Source organism: Deltaproteobacteria bacterium (assembly GCA_016874735.1).
Taxonomy (GTDB): domain Bacteria; phylum Bdellovibrionota_B; class Oligoflexia; order Oligoflexales; family CAIYRB01; genus CAIYRB01.
The window spans coordinates 1-21,376 of record VGTI01000054.1; the positions used below are offsets into that span (position 1 = coordinate 1).

At 53.9% G+C, this 21,376-nt stretch carries 16 protein-coding genes; 10 read left to right on the forward strand and 6 right to left on the reverse strand.

The window, feature by feature from the left end; translation table 11 throughout:
- From FJ146_16045 to FJ146_16055, 3 genes are all read right to left on the reverse strand, one after another.
- The coding region (locus tag FJ146_16045) for a hypothetical protein (GenBank protein MBM4253480.1) at positions 1–394 on the reverse strand (394 nt) is incomplete at its 3' end.
- Between the two features lie 604 nt (positions 395–998).
- Complete coding sequence (locus FJ146_16050) at positions 999–1,538, reverse strand: inorganic diphosphatase (GenBank protein MBM4253481.1); 540 nt, start codon at positions 1,536–1,538, stop codon at positions 999–1,001.
- Positions 1,539–1,542: 4 nt separating this feature from the next.
- On the reverse strand, positions 1,543–3,048 hold the full coding sequence (locus FJ146_16055) for a hypothetical protein (protein ID MBM4253482.1): 1,506 nt from the start codon (positions 3,046–3,048) through the stop codon (positions 1,543–1,545).
- A 234-nt stretch (positions 3,049–3,282) separates the two neighbouring features.
- Between FJ146_16055 and FJ146_16060 the strand changes: the two genes are divergently transcribed.
- Both FJ146_16060 and FJ146_16065 read left to right on the forward strand, forming a co-directional pair.
- Entirely contained in the window at positions 3,283–5,211 is a 1,929-nt protein-coding gene (locus FJ146_16060; GenBank protein MBM4253483.1) for a hypothetical protein, read from the forward strand.
- 17 nt (positions 5,212–5,228) lie between these two features.
- Positions 5,229–6,908, forward strand: coding sequence for a hypothetical protein (locus tag FJ146_16065; GenBank protein MBM4253484.1), 1,680 nt, complete (start codon positions 5,229–5,231; stop codon positions 6,906–6,908).
- Here the strand turns inward: FJ146_16065 and FJ146_16070 are convergent.
- Positions 6,889–8,310, reverse strand: a complete 1,422-nt coding sequence (locus FJ146_16070; GenBank protein ID MBM4253485.1) for a peptide MFS transporter — start codon at positions 8,308–8,310, stop codon at positions 6,889–6,891. The genes FJ146_16065 and FJ146_16070 overlap by 20 nt on opposite strands.
- A 7-nt stretch (positions 8,311–8,317) precedes the next feature.
- Entirely contained in the window at positions 8,318–9,574 is a 1,257-nt protein-coding gene (locus FJ146_16075; protein ID MBM4253486.1) for an MFS transporter, read from the reverse strand.
- Positions 9,575–9,753: 179 nt separating this feature from the next.
- Between FJ146_16075 and hflB the strand changes: the two genes are divergently transcribed.
- The 8 genes from hflB (at position 9,754) to FJ146_16115 (ending at position 20,793) form a co-directional block, all read left to right on the forward strand.
- Positions 9,754–11,703 (forward strand): ATP-dependent zinc metalloprotease FtsH, encoded by a 1,950-nt coding sequence (gene hflB / locus FJ146_16080; GenBank protein MBM4253487.1) that lies wholly within the window; start codon positions 9,754–9,756, stop codon positions 11,701–11,703.
- Between the two features lie 77 nt (positions 11,704–11,780).
- Positions 11,781–14,918 carry a hybrid sensor histidine kinase/response regulator gene (locus FJ146_16085; protein ID MBM4253488.1) on the forward strand — a complete coding sequence of 1,046 codons (3,138 nt, stop codon included), beginning with the start codon at positions 11,781–11,783 and terminating at the stop codon, positions 14,916–14,918.
- Positions 14,915–15,406, forward strand: coding sequence for a chemotaxis protein CheW (locus tag FJ146_16090; protein ID MBM4253489.1), 492 nt, complete (start codon positions 14,915–14,917; stop codon positions 15,404–15,406). Before FJ146_16085 ends, FJ146_16090 begins: the two co-directional genes overlap by 4 nt.
- A 21-nt stretch (positions 15,407–15,427) precedes the next feature.
- Positions 15,428–17,383 (forward strand): PAS domain S-box protein, encoded by a 1,956-nt coding sequence (locus FJ146_16095; protein MBM4253490.1) that lies wholly within the window; start codon positions 15,428–15,430, stop codon positions 17,381–17,383.
- 52 nt (positions 17,384–17,435) lie between these two features.
- A complete protein-coding gene (gene cheB, locus FJ146_16100) occupies positions 17,436–18,536 on the forward strand; it encodes a chemotaxis-specific protein-glutamate methyltransferase CheB (GenBank protein ID MBM4253491.1) in 1,101 nt (366 codons plus the stop codon).
- Positions 18,478–18,912, forward strand: coding sequence for a response regulator (locus FJ146_16105; protein MBM4253492.1), 435 nt, complete (start codon positions 18,478–18,480; stop codon positions 18,910–18,912). The genes cheB and FJ146_16105 overlap by 59 nt, the downstream gene beginning before the upstream one ends.
- Positions 18,902–19,753, forward strand: a complete 852-nt coding sequence (locus tag FJ146_16110; GenBank protein MBM4253493.1) for a protein-glutamate O-methyltransferase CheR — start codon at positions 18,902–18,904, stop codon at positions 19,751–19,753. Before FJ146_16105 ends, FJ146_16110 begins: the two co-directional genes overlap by 11 nt.
- Positions 19,750–20,793 carry a hypothetical protein gene (locus FJ146_16115; GenBank protein MBM4253494.1) on the forward strand — a complete coding sequence of 348 codons (1,044 nt, stop codon included), beginning with the start codon at positions 19,750–19,752 and terminating at the stop codon, positions 20,791–20,793. Before FJ146_16110 ends, FJ146_16115 begins: the two co-directional genes overlap by 4 nt.
- On the opposite strand, the gene FJ146_16120 is transcribed toward FJ146_16115, so the two are convergent.
- A partial coding sequence (locus tag FJ146_16120) for a methyltransferase (GenBank protein ID MBM4253495.1) occupies positions 20,774–21,376 on the reverse strand: 603 nt, incomplete at its 5' end. The two genes, FJ146_16115 and FJ146_16120, sit on opposite strands and share 20 nt — an antisense overlap.

Sequence of the window (21,376 nt, forward strand, 5' to 3'; positions counted from 1 at the left end):
GCACGAAGCTAAACTGCTGCCGCGGATAGGTCTTACCCCCTACGGTCAGCTCAATGTAAACGGGCTGAGATCCATCGCCAAAAATGGCCTCGATCTCAGACGCCGTGAGATCGAAGTTTAGGGAGAGTACACCCTGAGATGCAGAGATATCATTAAAGCTAAAGACGCGACCAAGCGGCGATCCCCCAACGTCAGTCTGATAAAACCTAGCCTCACTTGAGACCGGTCCTTCGACCGGGGCACCGCTACTTTGAGTTAATCTTGCCGCGTAGCTGAGGGGAAAGGTAGGCGTCTCGGCAAGTGTAGGCAGAGCCGAGGCAACAGCTAACAATACGCAGCACGATAAAGCCGCGGTGTTTAGTATTCGTTTGATCTGTCTCAGTTTGGTCTGCAATCATCCCCCTGCCGTGAGGGGCACTCAGTGCTCCGGGATCAGGGCCGTAAAGCCCCGCCATCTTTAGAATTTCCATCGGCAGGGACGTGGAAATCTTGAGGCAAAAAAATAGCTGGCAAATATGGTCTTAGTTTCGGGGGGTTAGAATCGTTTCGCCGGAAGATTTTTGGTGAGACGCTATTGAGGCACGTCCGTTTTGCGTATCTTCGGCGAACTTGGGTAACTAAGACCTGGCCTGGGACAATTCGCTGTTTCGCCGCGAATTAGGTCCTATTCCTCAAAACCTACGTGCAAGAGTCAAGGATGCCTTGCGCGAATTCCTTGATTTGTGACCTGTTGCTGACTTTGAGCAAGTGGAACCGTCCTCAGAGGTATGGAGGATCAGGTTACCTACCCGCTACAGCAGGAAACTCAATCCATACCGGAGTACGCTCGCCAGAGCGTGTGAGGCTTGGGTGGCAGAAGGTCATGTAATTTTTAGGCCCGCATAGCTGTGAGCCACCGCCCGCGCCACCACCACCGCCACCCGCGTAGTAGCTCTCCCCTCCCACCGCGGAACCAGAACCGCAGCTACCTGCGCCGCAGCCTTCGTCATTGGCTCAGTTCAAACAGACTTAGCACCAAAATCGCGCTGATACATGGCCACGGCAGCCATGACGACCTGGCGCGCCACGGCGGCATCGGCGAAGTCTTCCACGACGACCTTTTTGTGCTCGAGAATCTTATAGTCCTCAAAGAACCTTTTGATCTCGGCAATACGGTGTGGCGGTAGTTCAGAGATCGAATGGTAATGACTAAATTCTGGATCGTGAACATGCACGGCGATGACCTTGTCGTCAGCCTCACCCTGGTCCACCATCTTCATCACACCAATTGGTCGTGCGTACATGATAGCCAGTGGGACTATCGTCTCCTGCCCGAGCACCAGCACGTCCAATGGATCTTTATCGTCACAATACGTCTGCGGGATGAACCCGTAGTTGGCCGGGTAGTGCACACTGCTAAATAGAATGCGGTCGACCTTGATCAACCCGCTTTCTTTGTGCAGCTCGTACTTGACCTTAGATCCCTTGGGGACTTCAATCACCACCGGGAATTCCTCGGGTGCTCTGTCACCAATACTGACGTCATGCCATGGGTTCATGGGTCTAGTCCTTTAGCAACTCGATCAACTGGCGGCGCTGGTCCGTAGCACTGAGCACACTCGCATAACTCCAGGTCAGACGACGCGCCCCGCGCATAAAGCCGGTGAAGCGGTCGAACTGCTCATCAAGGGCACCGCTGGATCCCGCATGATGGCGCACTCTGGCGATGTACTGATCACCGGCGTCAAGCATGGCCGTGATGACGGCCTTAAAAGTATCTTGCGATTTCTTCAGCACGACAGTCTTGCCAGACTGCGCTTGCTCAGTCAAAACGCTGTTGAGCGCAGAGCCCGGTAAACTAGCAAAGAAAGCACGATTAAGGTTGTTGATCTCAATCCGCCCCGCTGTGGCAAATCCGAGCGCAGCACGGTAATGCAATTCAGCGAGTGCAGCTGTAGCAATGAACCAGCCGTGGCCCAGCGTTGACGTGGTCACGCCGTCATAACGGTCTTCAGGATAACGTCCGATACCAGGAGCCATAGCAAGCCCATCGTGATCGATGTGGCGCTGATTAATGGGGAACAGTTGATGAAAGCTCTGCACCAACCTTAAAGCCGTCAACAGCACGCGGTCATCTGTCGGTCCGAAAAACTCACCGTGATCGTCCGTGTGGAGCACCGCCAAGACTGCCGCTACGTCAAGATTCGAATACTTATAGTCAATGCCACCACTGCGATCATGAGTGGCCACAATGTAGCCGCGCTTTTCGTCCCAGTATTTTTCTGCTCTCGCAGTGAGAACCTGTGCTTGGGCTTTATAGTGCGCGGCACGAGCCTTATCACCATTCTTGTGCATGTATTGAGCGCCCAGCAGTAAAGCGCGGCGCTGCGCCATGACGTTATAAAAGTGATGACCTCTCACTTCCTCCCACAGGTCGAACGACGGTGTTTGCCAGTGGTGCGCTGTGTAGTCGAGATACTGCGTAATGACTTCTTTGATGACAGGAACGTCGTCACGACCGACAAAACTTTGCTGATCCTCGGCCGCTGAGATCGAGAGAAACTTCAGCAAAGTGATCGCGCCCAGTGCAGGTCCATCCGTCTGCGGGCGACCCCAAGGCCGATCGTACGGCGTGCCATCGACGTTGTACTTAGGCTCCCCGATATTCGTGTAGTAGGCATCCACGGGACCACTTTGGGTCGGACGATCGTTAATACCGCGGACAAACAGCGCGTAATTACGCATCATGTCGCCAAGGCGACTCCGCTCGGCCGGATCTGACGCTGTCGCGTAAATACGTGACACAGTCGCCATGGTTAATGCAGCATCACGGGTCCAGTGATAGTAGTAGTCGGGGTCAGTTTTGGACGGCGACGCCAATACGGCACCGTTAGCTAGAAAGTTGGCCGTCATGTGCGCGACAGATGTCGGCTCCTGGTGATCCAGCCACTTTGCCACGGCGTTGTGCGCTTGCGCCTGCGGCGCTCTCTCGGCCTGCGATGCGGCACCGTAGACGACCGTGCTTAACCAAAGTACCGACGACACCACACAAGCGAGAGTCTTTGCCATAGAAATCCTCACGAAGGTCCGACAGGGCCATAAAATGTGACCAGGGTTTTACCTGAGCTTTAGAAAAAATTCATCAAAATAGTTAAACAGTTTGATAGTCTCAGTGAGAATTACCACCCTCCCCCTTACCAGTGTCCTGAGTCCCCGCTATGGATTACAATAAAGGGTAAATTTCCTAAATTTCTTGCAACTTAGAGATAGCTGGATAGCTATACCAAGATGAGCGGGGTACGCATGGTGTGCACTGATCGCTGGATCGCCAGGCCTTGGTTCCGGATCCTCGCCTTCCTCTGGGGGACCACATGGGCATGGGGCTGCATCACATGCGGCACCGCTGCGGCAGCATCGAGAGTCCGCGAGGTGGACTGGAAACTCTATTATAATCAGATGTTTGCACTAGAGATTCGCAAAGAACTCCGGGGTCGCGGCACCTCCGAGGCCCCTGACGTCATCGATCGAACCGTCGAGGCGACCATCAGACAGCACTTAGGCTACACCCCTCTGAAGTTTAACGAGGTCATCACCAAGGTCCTTAGTGCGAACACCTCGGCAGAGGCCTACCGCTTAAGGCGCGAAATCTACTTCGACCAGGCGTCGTACGCCAAAGTGACCACGCCAAACTTTGACGCGGCGATTCCGTCGTCACTGCGGTCCCACCCTCTCGTGGCCAGCTATCTGGCAAGGATCCAAGAAAACAGAGACCGCAGCATCGCGCCTCAAGAGAACTTTTTTACGTCACCGGAGGGCATCAACTTTATCCAAGCTGTCACCAAGGCACAGGGCGACCAAGGCTCCCAAGAGGTGACGCTGGTGCTAGTTCCCGGTTATGCGGCCCACGTTATCAAGTTCGCCATATTTCCTGAAATACTGTCCGATGCTAATCGCTACTGGGGCCGACCCGAAGGACGCCCCATCCTGGCAGACCGGGGACTCGACGTCATTTACGAGGCGCCCCTCAACTTTTATGGCAGTGGCGCGGAACGCCCGCACCCCTTTGATATCCTTACGCCATCTGGCTGGGAACTAGGCAACACCGTCGGCTTCAACGCCGAGACCGCCGATCTTTTGGCCAAGTGGATCCATGGTCTGCCGTCGCGTTACGCCCGCTCAAAATTTATCTTTCTCGGCTACAGCAAGGGCGGCCCTACCATCTTTGAGATGCTCCAGCGTCATCCGGAACTAAAGGCACGGACCGCTGGCGTCATCACCTATGCTGGAGTGTTGCAGGGCACTCATGTCGCGCGCTTCGGGCGCCAGCAGATCTCGGGTGTTCTCGGTGCGCGTTCCATCGCCGACTTAATCACCAAAATCCGCACCAAAACAGCTGCCGGTACCCTGGAGGCGATCGCACCATTTTTGACTGCTTTCGATCTTTCGGTGGTACGCATGCCAGAGGTCAAAGAGGTACTCAATTCCTACGGTATCGACACCACGGCTTTTGACTCAAATTCCGATCGCATTCTCGAAGGCCGCGAGCTGCGCGAGGTGGTCGATGGCCTCGTTGATCTTGAACCATTAACTAGGGCACGCTGGAACCTCAGCTATTTTGACCGCAATATTCTCGCGCCTGGGTCATTTCTCTTTAATCTCACTGCCGTCACGGATATCGCGACCTTCGCTAGCCGCAGGGTGAGCGGTGACCCACTCGGCCCTGATACGTCTATCATAGCCCCACAGTTACGTAGCGATCGTCAGATTGACTGGCCCAATTTGAGCCTAGACGCTTGGTTTCTCTACCTAGCATCGCAGCCCGGATTCAAAATGGCACCGGGTGGACTCTACGACACCCAGGTCGACATGCAACATACGAAATCGCCGTGGCTTGACACGAGCCCCCTGACCGCCTCGCTCACTGACGAGGAAATGCAAATACTCTGGGACAATCCAGCGATCCGCGAGCGCGTCACGGGACTTGGCGTGCGTAGTCTAGAGGATTTCCGCACGTGGCCACGTAGTCGTCTGATGGATGCAGAAGGCGCCAACCAGATTGGTGCCTTCGACTTAGGCGAGTTTAAGGGCCACCATTGGAGCCTGTTTCTCCAAGCGTTCCGGCCACCACGCGAGATGTCGTCGGAATTCGCCATCTGGCAATTCCCGCGCAAAGCCATGATGCGAGCGCTTCTACAGACATTCGCCCTTTACAATTTAGTCCAGCAGTCTTGAAGAGAAGGGAGAGCGATTTGCTTCGGTCACCGCCAAAGCTCATAGTTATCGTCGCAGCATCACTACTGGTCCCCATGGTCGCCTGTAAACGCAGCAACAAAAGCTCGCGCACGAGCTCGCTGCTTGATGGAACCGCTGATCTGATCAGCGTCAACACCACGACGGCAGATGCCGCCGCAGATTGCCGCAATGCCATGATCAACCTATGGACTAATGCCGTCAGTGACGGGCTGCTCGCCAACGGCGCCTTAACGGGACTAGGCACCGATTACCCGACTGGTAAAAAACTTGTGACCGATAGCGCCTATTTCCAGCTGTTGCGCATACTCTCTATCGTGGACTGGGAACTACCAGAGGCGATCAAGAAGGCACAAAAAGATTGGTGTTTACCGGAATCAGTCAGCGTCGGCATTGGCACATTTAGCGAGGCGTATGCCAAAACTAAACCGGAGGTATTTGCCGACGAGGCCAAGGCCCTCCGCAAGCTTGAATCCTTGATCCCCCTCGCCGTGCGTCTCCCAACTATGATCAAGACTGAAGACCAGGAAGATCCGCGCGCCTGGCCCTCACCCTCGACGATTAGCGCGGCAATGCGCCAAGCGCAAATCGAGGGCACGCAGGCCAAATTAAGGTATGCCCGCGAGATTGCCGCACAGAGTGACGATATCAAAGAAAAACTACGGGCCATGCTTACCACGCTAACACCCATCGCTGTCGCGGCGAGTGGGACTTTTCCGCCACCCGGGGGGGCCGACGCTAAGCTATACGCCGAAATGTATATGCCGCCGTTCAGTACATTCAAAGCTGACCAAATCAACGAGGTTGGGTCATGGCAATTGAACCAAGGCATTGCCATGACTCCGTTGCCGCGGGAGGTGGATGTCAACGTCGCCCGCATCACCCACATCGGTTATCTGGATCCTGCTGAGCCGCCCAAGGACCCGCTCATTAAAGTTCAAGTATTCAAGGATTTTAAGCATCCCAACGAACTAAGTATGCGGGTGGTGTTTGGCATGCTGGATCCGAGCGGTGATGATCAAGGACGATTGCCTCTGCGCATCAATAATTACCGCAGTGCATTTCTCGTTTCGTTTTATCCGAATATCGCACTCAACAGTGACGATGGAGCAATACGCCGATTTCTCAAGACGCAAATCAATAACGTCGCCAATCAGTTTCGCATCGATGCCCGCATTCACCAGCTCACGCTCAAACTGCAACGTGACAGCGGCAAAGATCCCAGCCGTGACGGCGTTGACGCTATCTTGCTGCATCCGCATTTTTCGCTGCGTGACTCCGATTTATCGTTTCGCCTCCATCAAGAGGCCGACAGCAACGTCGAGGCCCGCAACCTGACACGAGTGAGTTTCACCTGCACGCCCACAGGCGTACAGCAAAAACATAGCTGCTACCGCGACTTTGGCGCTTACGCCGAGCTTGAGAGCTTCCTGCTCGAGGGACCCACACGTTTTTCTACACGGATTGGTCGTCGCATCATGAAGACGCTCAATCAGTTGGTTGCCTACAACTCTAGATTTCTCATCAACTTAAACATGGATGCCATTGAAGCAGCAATCGACGTGCAATTTGCCACCCTCGTCAGCGACTTTATCGCGGAACAAGATCGCCATCGCAGCGAGATCAAAAAACGCCTAGAAGACACCCTGTTTACGTCTGTTAGCGAGCATGACCCGTAGCGCGCGCAATGGGACGCGCCATCAGCATGATCGCCCCACCAGCGGCTAAACCTAACACGGTGAGCAGGATAAAGAAGCTATCCTTCTGCATTGAACTGTAGAGCGCACCGATATATCCCGAGAGAATATTGCCAAAAAAGCTGGAGAGAAACCACATCCCCATCATCATGGATACCATGCGTGCGGGTGCTACTTTAGTGACCAAAGACAGCCCAACCGGCGACAAGTAAAGCTCGCCTACCGTCATGAGGAGCGTGCAAACAACTGGCCACATGAGGCTGCCCTTACCATCACCAACTACGCGTGCTGCAACAATCATGACTATGAAAGATAAACCGAGGATGGCGCAGCCGATCGCCATCTTGGCTACGCTCGAGGGTTCCTTGCCGCGGCGCGCCTGAGCCATCCAGAACATGTCGAGGAGAGGCGCAAACATGAAAATAAATAGTGGATTGAACGACTGAAACCACGTCGACGGGATGGCGAAACTAAACACCGTAGGCCAAATCGTATTTTCATCGGCCCATGTTTGCATGGTGTTGCCTTGCTGCTCATAGACAGCCCAGAAGACGATATTGAGGACGCATAACACCAAAAGCGCCCCAATCCGCCGCCATTCCTCAGACGATAGTTTGCTTACCGCGGTGCGGCTCTTAGCGGCCTCTTTACCTTGCGTAGCGGTTGCCATCTTGAGATCCGGAGCCAAGTAGCGCTGCCCCCAAAGATAGACGCCGAGACCGATCACCATGCCGATACCAGCTGCGGCAAAGCCGTAGTGCCAACCATAAATTGCAGCCAAAGTCCCGCAGACCAGATTGCAGATAAACGCCCCGAGGTTGATCCCCATGTAAAAAATCGTGAACGCACCGTCGCGGCGCGGATCGTCCTGGTCGTAGAGGTTACCGACCTGCGTCGAGATGTTAGGTTTAAAGGCGCCGTTGCCGAGAATCAGTAGTAGCAGAGCGAGGAAGAACCAATTTTCAAAGGCCATGACAAAGTGACCGAGGGCCATCAAAAGTCCGCCAAACACCACCGTCTTTCGTTGTCCCCAGTAGCGGTCTGCGATCAGCCCACCAACAAGTGGGGTAAGATACACCAAGCCGGTGTACCAACCATAGATGACCGAAGCCTGCCCCTGGACATCAAGCGGTAAGAGCGACTGAATCCAGGACCATCCCAGGACGGTGCCGGGATCGCCAGCAATGCGCTCGCTGCCGCCCTGTAGTAACTGTCTGCTGCCAATAAAGAGGTAGTTGACCATGTAGAGCTTCAGGAGTCCGCGCATTCCGTAGTAAGAAAAGCGCTCCCACATCTCGGTCAGGAAGAGCACAAAGAGACCGATGGGATGCCCAAACAGCGTCCGACCCTTGATATGCTCCGGCAAACTAACGCTCTCGTGCATCAAACATTCACCTTTCTATAAAATCCAGATCGCGACCAAAGGACTCGGGGAGCCGCCAGATACCAATGAGGGACAGCGCAAAGCAGGCTGCACCGACTGCGGCGACGCCATTCACCAAACCCATAGACTTGCTGAGGAAGTGCACCGCTGCAGTAAGCACCACAACCGAGCCCCTGATGATGTTTGGAATCAGGACGGTAGCAGTGCCACGCAGATTCGTGCCAAATTGTTCCGCCGGAATCGACACGAAAAGAGCCCAGTATCCGGAAAACAGACCGAGCGCGGTAAACATACCGTAGTACACGCCTGGCGACGCCCTCTCGACTAGGACAAAGGCTATGAAAATCCAGCTCGTCAATCCAACTAGCACCCCAAGGGCACGGCGTCGGCTGCGCCAGGTTTGGCTCAGCCAGCCAGCTACGAAGCAACCGAGCGTCAGGCCTATATAGTAGTAAATGACGCCATCGGCTGCCGAGACAGGCGACTCGGCTCCGAGTGCAGCGCAAATTTCGGGTGAAAATGTAACGAGAATCCCAATTAGAAACCAACTGGGCATACCAAGCAGTACGCAGTGAACTAGCCGGCGTAGCCTCTCTTTGCTATTCACCAGCCAAACGAGACGCCCCCACTGTACGTCGCGACTTAGACGCAAGCGCTCGTACATCGTCGATTCCCCGAGAGGCAACCGGGCAGCTAAACTAAATAGGCCCAGGACTCCGCCTACCAAGTAAGTCGTCTCCCAATCGGTATGCTCAGTCACAATAGCAGCTAAAATAGCGCCCATCACCCCGACGCCAGCGACAAAACTTGTGCTGTAGCCACGAGTCTCTCGCGGCAACATTTCGCTCACGATAGTCATGACCGCGCCAAGCTCGCCAGCCATGCCAAATCCGGCGAGGAATCGAAGCACAGTGTAAGTATCGACCGTGGTGACATAGGCATTGTAGATGTTGACGATAGAGTAGAGTGCCGGTGCAGCGAAAAGTACGGGAAGCCTCCCCAACTTATCAGCAAGCACGCCCCAGAAAATGCCACCTAAAAGCATGCCAATCATCTGGATATCGAGCAGATCAAATCCCGTCTCCAGCAGAGCGTGGCCACTAACACCCATATTGCTCAGACTCGGAATCCGCACGATACTAAAGAGCACCAAATCGTAAGTCACAACAAAGTTGCCCAGGGCCGAGGCTAGCACTGGCCTATTCAGCACCGCATCCTGCCAGGCCCCTCGGCCTCGTAGTTCTGCATTTGCCTGCGCCGTCATGTATTCACCTTTAATAATTGGCTTTTACTGGACTTTGTGGGTCTCGCTAGCCCCTAGAGGAGCGATTTGCGCCTCAGTGTAGCGCAGCATCCCTCCCGTGTCACTGATTCGCGTCGCCGTCAGTCCTGGTGATGGCAGGGAAATTGCACCGCCAAGTGTTGGCAAGATGAGGTGCATAGATGTCAAAAACCGAATTAAATAAGACCCCTTCGCTGCATCCCGAGCAGCCATCGGGCCATGAGTCTTGGTGGATTACGGCGGTAATCTTGGCCGTGGTCCTAGGCGGCACTCTGGTCTACCTAAGTCGGCAGACCGTAGACGCGACGACGACCATCGCTTACAGCGAATTCCTCACTAAGGTTGCCAGCGGTGCCATCAACGAGGTGACGATCGTGGGCGACGAGATTGTTGCCACCGGCCCCAACGAGGCTAACCTCCCGAGACCCAACCGGTACCGCACGGTATCCATGGAGGATCCAGGCCTGGTAAGTCGCCTGGAGGCGCAAGGAGTCAAGTTCCGGCGCGAGCTACCGCACTCATGGTACAGCGGTCTTTTCTCTTGGCTGCTACCACTCCTCATATTTTACGCATTTTGGAGCTTTATTTTGCGCCGCGCTGCAGGTGCGCAACCAGGTATCCTGGCTATGACGAAGTCGAAGGCCCGGATGTACATGGAAACCGAAATCACCACCACGTTTGCCGATGTTGCTGGCATCGATGAGGCCAAGGGGGAACTCGAAGAGATTGTGAACTTTCTCCGCGAACCGGTACGATTTGCCCGACTGGGTGGACGTATGCCAAAGGGTGTCCTCCTAGTCGGCCCGCCCGGTACTGGCAAAACCCTGCTAGCCAGAGCTATCGCCGGCGAAGCAGGGGTTCCCTTTTTCTCAATCAACGGATCTGAATTCGTCGAAATGTATGTGGGACTTGGCGCAGCAAGAGTGCGCGATCTCTTTAAGGACACAAAAAAACATGCTCCTTGCATCCTCTTTATCGATGAAATCGACGCCCTCGGCAAATCACGCGCTCTAGGTCTGGGTCACTTATCGGCCAACGATGAAAAGGAACAAACACTCAATCAGCTACTCGCCGAAATGGACGGCTTCGATCCACGCGAGGGAGTGGTGCTGCTTGCCGCCACTAATCGACCTGAAATACTCGATGCCGCCCTACTGAGGGCTGGGCGTTTTGATCGACAAATCTTGGTAGCCCTGCCAGATCAGGCAGGACGACGGCAGATACTAGCAGTCCACTTGAAACACATTAAAGCGGCCTCCACATTACCGGCAGATCATATCGCAGCACTGACTCCAGGATTCTCGGGAGCTGACCTGGCTAATCTTGTAAACGAGGCAGCACTAGTTGCCACACGGCGGGGTGCCGATGCCGTCACGGAAAGTGACTTCACCATAGCGATTGAACGAATCGTCGCTGGGCTCGAGCAGCGTTCGCGACTCATGCACCCCGACGAACGCCGTCGCATCGCTGTACACGAGATGGGTCACGCAACCGTGGCTCTGGCCCTTGGCACCACTGATAAAGTTCATAAAATCAGTATTATTCCCCGCGGCATGGGGGCTCTAGGTTATACCCTGCGCCGCCCCACTGAGGATCGCTACGTCCAAGTGCGATCGGAACTCCTGAGCAAACTGTCCGTGCTTCTCGCTGGTCGGGCCGCGGAATGTGAGATCCTCGGCGAACCATCGACCGGTGCCGCGGACGATCTTGCCAAGGCGACAAGCCTAGCCAGATCCTTAGTGAGCACGCTAGGCATGAGCGACAAACTCGGCCTGGCTGTTCTCGAGGACCAGCAAGCACTGTATCTGACGCCAACCACGGCTAGCCCTGCAGTAGCTGGCATCGGCTCAACAACTGCTGATTTAGTTACCCAAGAAATCCGCCAACTCTTGCAAGATGCTTACTTAAGAGCGACATCTTTGATCACAGCCAATCGTCCTTTGGTAGAGGCTGGCGTAGCGAAGCTGCTTGAAAGAGAAACGCTGGATGAGCGAGAGATTGCCGCCCTCTGCGCATGCCACGGTCTCGCAACGCACCTCACTGCTGACCCAGCGAGGACCCTAGGGGATTTGCCAGGACTTGCCACGTTAGCAAATGTTAAGACGCAGTAAACTGGCGTTTCCCTCGAGGGCAAAACTAAAGAACCGTCGCCGCCGCGCCGATCCTAGGTCCTGAGGAGGATCGGCTCATGTCATTTTCAGGCGAAGAACTAGACGAGTTCAAAGCGGAATCGCTTGAGCTTCTCGAAAATGCCGAAAAACAGCTGCTATCCATCGATAGCGGTGGCGACTTCCGCGCTGCATTCGACGCGACCTTCCGCTGCTTCCACAACCTCAAGGGGGCCGCAGGCATGATGGATCTGGAAAATCTCCAGGTCCATACCCATAAGCTTGAAGAGCTACTGATGAGCTTTAAAGAAGCTACCAGCATGCCCAAGCCCTACGTGACCTTGTTCCTCCGGGGCATCGACGCCTCGCGCATCCTGATTGATGGAGGCGTGGTCGACTTCAGTTACGACGTTGAGGGCGACGGTGCCGCATCAACTAAGCCCCCAGCTACACGTGACACTCAAGTACCAAAGGCCCCTGCGATCAGGACGCCAGAACTATCGGCAGAAGCTATCGACGAGTTTTTGTCCGAATGTGAAGAGATCGTGGAACGCGTGTCGGCAAACTTGCAGGCCATGGAAGCTGGGGGGGAGACAGGCCTAGCCGTCAAGTCGCGAACCGACGACATCTACCGCGACATACATTCGATGAAAGGTTCGGCCTTCCTTTATGCTTACAAAAAACTTGGCGACCTAACGCACGCCATGGAGTCTAGTCTAGAGAAAATTCGCCACGAAACGCATCTGCCATCGAAAGAGCTTCTAAACGCTCTCTTTCGCAGTCTTGAGATCATCGATCAGTATATACAACTAGTGCGCTCCAAGACTGACCGAAGCACTCTCGACCTCCTGATCCCTAATATGGAAAACGTCCTGAACATCTGCGCCGTAAATCTCCCTCTCAACTTCAGCGGCACCGGCAGCATTGCGAAACCGCCCGTGTCAGCGCCGATCGCGCTACAAGCTCCTATGACGCCACAATTGGCGACAACTTCATCCATGCGAGATGCCGAACTCTACGAGACAACGAAAATGAGTGATGAAAACTTCAGTCTCCCCTCAACTAAAGACATTCACCAGCCCATCGTAAACAAAGAGAGCGAGGGCGCCACCTCAGTGCGCGTGCCGATATCGCTTCTAGACAACCTGATGACATTGATGGGTGAGATGGTACTTGTGCGCAATCAGGTAATCCAGTTTGCCAACAAATCGGATGACCTGGAATTTAGCAGCATGAGCAAAAGGCTCAACGTCGTGACCAGCGAAATCCACGAAGAGATGATGAAAACCAGGATGCAGCCCATCGGCAACGTCCTGACCAAGTTCAATCGCGTCGTGAGAGACCTATCGCAAGATTTAGGCAAGCAGATCAATCTCCACTTACATGGAACGGAAACGGAACTCGACAAATCGCTGCTAGAGGCCATAAAGGACCCACTGACCCACATCGTCCGTAACTCCTGCGATCACGGCATTGAGACTCCCGAGGCCAGGCGCAAGTCGGGAAAAACCGAGGTCGGCAACATCACCATCAGGGCCTATCATGAAGGCGGCCAAGTGATTATCGAAATTCAGGATGACGGCAAAGGGCTGCATCGCGATGCCATTTTACAGAAAGCGTTGGAAAAAGGTCTCATCACCCAAGCTGAGGTCCCTACACTTACTGAAAAGCAAGTATTCAACCTGATCTTCGAGGCCGGATTCTCGACCGCTGCGAAAATCACCAACGTGTCTGGCCGCGGTGTCGGTATGGATGTGGTGCGGACCAATATCGAGCGTATAGGTGGCACCGTCGAGCTTGCGAGCGCCGCTGGCTCTGGCACCAAGACAAAAATTAAAATCCCGCTCACGCTAGCCATCATTCCAGCGCTGATAGTCAATAGTGGTAACGGTACCTATGCCATTCCGCAGGTACGACTTGAAGAACTTGTGCGTGTCGAGCAATCCTCCGCGACGCACCGCGTTGAGATCGTCCACGGAGTCCCTGTATTCCGCCTCCGCGGGAACATCCTGCCGCTCGTCGACTTAAATGCAGTGCTGACGCGCGAAAATAGAACGGACTACCGTGACGGCACGCTCAACATAGCCGTTCTCAATGCCGACCAATTCTCGTTCGGACTCATCATAGACCGCATTCAGGACACAGCTGATATCGTCGTCAAGCCACTCAATCGCCTGATCAAGTCGCTACAGATTTACTCCGGTGCTACCGTGCTTGGCGATGGTGCCGTCGCTCTGATTCTCGACATCCCTGGCATCGCCAAGGTGGCGCGCCTCGAGACAGCGGCCGCTCGCGCCATCGAGACTTCGGAGGACCTAGCGGAAAAAGCCAAGGCCTCGTCCGAGGTACAGGATTATCTGATCGTACGCCTCAATTCGCCGACCAAACATGGCATTGTGCTAGGATTTGTCCATCGGCTTGAGGAATTCCGCCGCAGTGAGATTGAATACTCGGGACGTCTACCGGTGGTCCGCTATCGCGACGTCATACTCCCACTCATATCGGCCAACGAACATCTAGGCTATCCCCCGGGCGACTCATCCTCTACTTTCGTATCGGTCGTGGTCATCAAGAAAAAAGATGCCCTCTACGGCTTGATGGTTGACGAGATTATGGACACACTTTCAACGGCCGCTGATCTAGATTCTAAGATAAACGCGCATAGCGGTATCTTTGGTTGCCTTAACACGCCGCAAGAGCTCATCGTCGTCATCGATCCATTTGACGTCATTGAACGACAATATCCAAACTCGAAACAGCAGGAGTTGTATCCAGCTCCGTCGCTTGCGTCAGGACCAGAGGCGCAACCAGTCGACGGTCAGTTCCCTAAAATACCAGCTACCATACTCCTAGCTGAGGACACGGCGTTCTTCCGCAAGGCTATCAAAGCGGTGCTTGAGAAAACAGGATACAAAGTCGTCTGCGCTAACGACGGTCAGGAGGCTATGGATTTGCTGGCCGATCCGAGAAATACCTTTGATCTTATTGTCTCTGACATTGAAATGCCTCGCCTAAACGGCTTTCAATTAGCTGAGGCTATCCGCAAGCATCATACACACGGCAAGCTGCCGATGCTCGCCGTAAGCTCTAGGGCGGATATCCATTCCATGGAGGCAGGACTCAAGGCCGGCTACGACCGCTACTTGGAAAAGCTCAAGCCCACCATACTGCTGAGCGCCGTCTCGGAACTCATTACTAAAGCGAGGAAAGCAGCATGAGCGCCACCGCCATCGATTATGTCCGCCGTCGACCAGTCGAACAATTGACCACGTTTCTTATAGACGGCCATCTTTTTGGTATCGATGTCCTTAAGATTGAAGAAGTCACTGGCAAGCAAAAAGTCTACGAGGTACCACGGTCACCAAGTTTCATCCGTGGCCTGGTCAATCTACGCGGTCAAATCGTGACAGCGCTAGGACTAAGAGAACTATTCCAAAAAGACTCGAGTCGGCGCGAGGATCAAATGTCCGTCGTATGCAAACTTGATGGCAATCTCGTAGCACTCGTCGTTGATTCCATAGGCGACGTCGTCGAGATTGAGCGTTCCCTATTCGAGTCACCTCCGGACACAATCCCCGCCGAGGTGAGACGTTTTATCAAGGGGATTTACAAGATGAACGGTCAACTCATGAGTGTGATTGACCTTGCTGCGATAGAGAAGGAGTTTTCCCCCAACACCGATCCCGCAACGACGAGAATCAACTAATTTATAGCCAAGGAGTCAATCATGAGCGCACTCAAGAATGCCGAACAACTAGTTTACGGAATGAACAAAGTCATGGGTCGCCCCGATACGGACGATCCCGCTGGTATGCTCACCGCTATGAACCGTTCTCAGGCGGTTGCCGAATACAGTATGGACGGTCTGCTACTTAATGCTAACGATAACTTTCTCAAACTGACCGGTTATGAGCTCAGTGAGGTCAAAGGTCGGACGCACAGCATGTTCTGCGATGCCAATTATACTCAGAGTGACAAGTACAAAGTCTTCTGGGAGCGTCTACGCCACGGCGAATTTGACTCTGGCGAATATAAGCGCGTCGGCAAGGGCGGACGCGAGATCTGGGTATCCGAGTCCTACTGCCCCGTCGTCGATGCTAGCGGCAAGCCATGCAAAGTTATCACTTTCGCTACCAATATTACAGAGACACGGCAGGAGCTTCAGGTACGGACCGCCATCATGAATGTCACAAGTATTGTCTCCGAGGCTAATCTCAAAGGTGACATTATGAGCATCAATGAAAAGTTCATTGATGTCTCAAAATATAGCCGCGAGGAGTTAATTGGTAAGCCCCACAACACCACACGTCACCCCGACATGCCAAAGGAAGTGTTCAAGGAAATGTGGGCAACGATCGCGCGTGGCAAAATATTCCGTGGGGTCATCAAAAACCGCGCCAAAGACGGCACACCCTACTACGTCGATGCTGTGATCGCGCCGATCCTCAGCGAACGCGGCCGGCCAAAAAAATATCTAGGCGTACGCTACGACATTACCGAAATGGAAACTGAGCGCCAAAATATGCGCGGCGTCATTAGAGCGATTGATGCCTCCTATGCCTACGTTGAATTCGACACCTCTGGTAACGTCCTCAGCTGCAACAAAAACTTCACGGAAACGATGGGATACAGTCAAGATGAAGCCGCCGGCAAGCATCACCGCCTCTTTTGCGATTCAACCTATGCCAACAGTTTAGACTACAGCCAATTCTGGCCAGATCTCAAAGCGGGACGCACCAAAAGTGGCATCTTTAAACGCGTCACCAAGATGGGTAAAGAAGTCTGGCTCCAAGCCGTCTACGCTCCCGTTACCGATGAGGTAGGGCGTGTCGTCAAGGTCATTAAAATAGCCACCGATGTCACCGAGCAGCAAAACATGATCGCCTCCATTCAGGAAACGTCCTCAACCCTGGCTAGTGCCGCCGCTGAGCTCACCGCTACTGCGACGGAGATGGCTAAGATTGCTGGCCGCACGAGTCAAGAATCTGAATCTGCGGCCGCAGCCTCGGAGCAAGTCTCTGCTGGCGTGCAAACCGTAGCCACGAACGTCGAGGAGATGGTGGCATCGATCAAGGAAATCGGACGCTCCACGCACGAATCGGCGCAGATGGCTAAACAGACGACGGCCAAAGTGCAGGAATCGAATACCATTATCACTAAGCTCGGCACCAGCAGCCAAGAGATCGGCGCCGTGATCAAAGTGATCAGTTCGATTGCGCAGCAGACAAATCTGCTGGCCCTCAATGCAACGATCGAAGCAGCTCGAGCCGGTGAGGCTGGCAAGGGTTTTGCCGTAGTCGCTAACGAGGTTAAAGAGCTCGCCAAGCAGACGGCCAAGGCCACCGACGACATCACGAATAAGATTGGCGCCATCCAAACCGACACCAAGTCTGCCGTGGAGGCTATCTCCGGCATCTCTCAAGCAGTCGAGAAACTAAACGGCCTATCTGGCGTCGTGGCAACAGCTATTGAGGAGCAAACAGCGACGACGAATGAGATCTCGCGCGTCGTCGTCGAATCGAAAAAGGGCGTCGAAAGTATAGCCCGTACCTTGAAAACCGTTTCGTCAGCGGCTAATGAAAGCACTTCAAGCTCGAATCAAACGCTCACGGCGTCGCGAGGACTGGCACAACTTTCCGAGAAACTGTCGCAACTCGTCAAAAAGACGCAAAAAGTCGGCTAATTCGAGCACTGGGCGGTGACCATGAGTCGCCGCCCCCTTTCTAGAGGTAGCGATGCAAAGTCTAAAAGTTCTCATTGTCGACGATTCTGCAGTCTATAGGACGCAGATTACGGCGGCACTTGAGGGCATTAGCTGGATCGAGCTTGTTGGCACGGCTTCCAACGGGCGCATAGCTTTAGAAAGAATTGAGTCTCTTAAGCCAGACTTCGTCATTCTCGACCTTGAAATGCCAGAGCTCGATGGCATCGCCACGTTAAAAGAGATGAAGCAGCGGCGTCTGCGTTGCAAGACGCTCGTATTTTCATCTCACTCCAAAAAGGGCAGCGAGATCACTCTCCAAGCCTTGTCCCTGGGCGCTACAGATTTTGTCGCAAAACCCGACCGACAGGCCGGACAGGAACATGGTGACTCACCCTCTGAGCGCATCAGATCTCTCATCCTACCTAAACTAGAAGCCTTGAAACCAACCCAGGTGATCCATGCTGATAGCCGCAGGTCGACGACAGTAACCAGAGCCTCTGGTGTGCTTTGGGATATCTTTAAACCGCGCATCGTCGTCATCGGTTCATCGACTGGTGGACCGACCGTGCTCGAAAAAATTGTCGCCCTACTAAGACCACCACTGGTGGTCCCCATCGTGATCGCCCAGCATATGCCGCCAGTCTTCACCGCTACTTTCGCTGAACGCCTAAGTAATATTTCTGGCATACCAGCTCTTGAGGCCGAGGACCAAATGCCTTTGGAATCTGGAAAGATCTACGTTGCCCCTGGCGATTATCATGTGCGTATCACTGGAACCACGGAAGATCCGCTATTGACTCTCGATCAGGGGCCAAAAATAAATTCCGTGCGTCCAGCGGTTGATCCGCTATTTGAATCGGCGGCAGCGGTTTACGGCGAACGGTGTCTCGCCATAGTCCTAACGGGTATGGGTTCTGATGGTAAAGCTGGAGCCGCAGCTATCAAAGATCGGCGCGGTGCAGTGGTGCTGCAGGATGAACAGTCCTGCGTCGTCTTTGGCATGCCGGGCGCAGTATTTGCGGCTGGCAACTACGACCTAGTTGGTGATCCCGAGCAGATTGCAAGGTGGCTGAATGAGAAGACCAGCCTGCAGAGTCCACATATTGCTAGCCACGGAGGTAGGCATGTTTGAGATTTTGATTATTGACGATACACGTGCTGTTCATGCCTTTTTAAAATCCGTACTGGCGCCCTTTACCGATCTAAGGCTAACCAGTGTGGCAAATGGCTCTGAGGGCCTCGTGACCTTGCAAGGCGGGAAATCCTTCGACCTGATTCTCCTTGATTGGGAAATGCCCGTCATGGATGGACCGACCACTTTTGCCTCGCTGAGAGCCAATGGTTGCCACACGCCAGTCATCATGATGACTACGAAAAACGAGCCTGACGATATCGCAAGGATGCTCAGAGCTGGAGTCAATGAGTACATGATGAAACCTTTCACTCTCGATATCATCCTGGAGAAAATCGAGTTTGCCACGGGAAAGGTGATTCAACTTGCTTCTTGAACGCATACTCCAATTTTTCGCCAAAGTCATCGAAGCCGAGCTCGGCATCGTGTACGAGGAAAGCAATTATTTTCAGCTCGAAAATAGGCTCCAAGAAATCGCTAGACAAGTAGGTGTAGGCGATATCAATGCGCTTTACGAGCAAGCCAAAAATAGCCTGAGTGGCCCCCTAAAACAACTGCTTCTTGATGTTGCTACCAATAATGAAACATCGTTCTTCCGTGACCCGAAGATTTTCAAGGCTATAGAAAACCTGTTATTCACGCCCGAATCAACTCCTGTGCAATCAGATGAAACGCTACGTATTTGGTCGGCAGCGTGTTCCACAGGTCAGGAGCCTTTATCACTGGCTATGATGCTCACCGAGCGCCGCCTCAAGAGTGGTTCACCGAGCTCCTTTAACATACTGGCCACCGATATTTCCGAGCGCGTACTGACCAAGGCCCAAAGTGGCATCTACACCCAACTCGAAGTACAACGCGGCCTGCCAACGGCAATGATGCTTAAGTATTTCTCTAAGGACGAACAAGATCGCTGGATAGCCAGCCTCGATCTGCGTCGCCACATTGAATATAGCAAAGTTAATCTGCGCGACAAATTTGGCTTTGCCGGCCTCTTTCACTTGGTGCTCTGCCGTAACGTATTAATTTATCAAAGTGTCGCAGGTAAGCGCGAGATACTGGCTCGCATCACCGCCGCTCTCTGTCCAGGTGGTTATTTAGTCCTTGGATCGGGCGAGAGTCTTATTGGTCTCTCGGACGAGTTTGAACACAAGACTCTGGATGGAGCTATCGTCTACCGCAAAAAAACAAAAACGGGCGCAGTGGAGAAGTCGGCGTGAGACTAAGTATGCTAGGACTGCTCTGTGGGCTAGCGATTGGTTGCCAGTCGGTGCGCACAAAACTCACTAGCGAAGAGCAGCCCTTTGATTTTTGCACCCAGTCTGGCAGCCACCCCAACGATCACGATCGCCACGTGTGGAGCGCCGCAACTGTGCAGAGCGCTCTAGAGTTTCTGACCCTAGATCCACGGCTAAAGGGCTCGGCCACATCAGCCTATGCGGTCAGCTACCGACGTATGACCGCAGCTAGAGACCGAGCTCGCTGCGGCACTGGTCCCTTAGTTGATAAGACGGAGGCCATGAATCTATTGACCCACGAACTCGCCGACATCATGACACGTTGGTATATCACGGAGACCAAGCTTTGCCTTGATGGCAAAGTTAAGAGTGCTAATGGCTTCTGCGGCGTCTATCAGCGCGCACTCAAAGATAACTATGATTCGCTATCCGTAGCCATGGCCAACACTGCGGTCTACCTCAGTTCCCACATTGCTTGGTCTTTATCGGCAGTAGCCTTCAACGACGCATTTTGGGATCACTTCCCAGATCCTGCAACCCATCATGTGCGCGGACCCGTAGAGCCAGCACTCACGGCGCGCAGATCTTGGCTCCAGGCATTCAAGCCCACGTATGACCGCTTTAATTCTTTTTTGGGCGGTAGCTTAGACGTTGTGGCGCAAGCGCTTGAGGACGCGGGGCTGCTGCGGGACCACGTGCTATTAGCATCCACACATATCGGACGGATTCTACCATGTAAGGCCAAATTGTTTAGCGGCATCAGAGACAAGTCATTTAGCGCTGCTATTGAGGTAATTGATCTTGGTAAACCTGAAGCTCACCCCATGATGCGCCGCGACCGAGTGCGCTACTTACTAAACTACGGTGAGTTTAAAGCAATCGACACCAAAACATCGCCGCCGTCAGTGTCAGCCAGCGAGGATTTCGCCCTCGCTGCTCTCGCTAGTCCAGCAGCCCGATTCATTTACCGAGATGTCCTTGGTGGCAAAGCGGATATGACACTCAGCTGCGACACGCCGTAGGAGCATCCTGCTTTTCCCAGCGCTGCATTTCTGCATCAAATCCGCCGAGATCGACAGCACTTGCGTAAGTAAGCTTAAGCCCGTGCTCACTGAGCACCTGCCGCGTGAGCGCTGGCAGCGGCGTCAACCATACCAGCCGTCCGCCAGGACTGAGATCGCGGGCCAATTTTGGTAGCAGTTGTTGAAAAAGCAATTGTAGCGTACCCCGATGGACGCGGCGTCCCATCGGTGGATTTGAAATGATCACAGAGGGATTGGGAGCCAGGAATTCTAGAGAATCTACCTGCGACAACTGCATGATGTCACGACATCCCGCCGTCTCAGCATTGAGTGTACTCGCAGCTATGGCCTTGGCGTCGATATCGGTGCCACAAAGACGCCGCGGCAAGCCAAACTTCCAGCTCTCGATAAGCTCAGATCCGGAGCCAACGAATGGATCCCAGACGACATCGGCCGGTCCGACCGCCGCGAGGCGTGCCAAAGCGGCAGCAATGGATGGGTGTGATGCTGCCGGGACGTCACTCAGGCGGTAGCTAAAGCGTGGGTCCGCTAGCGCCTTAGGTCGCAGATCGAGAAACCAGCG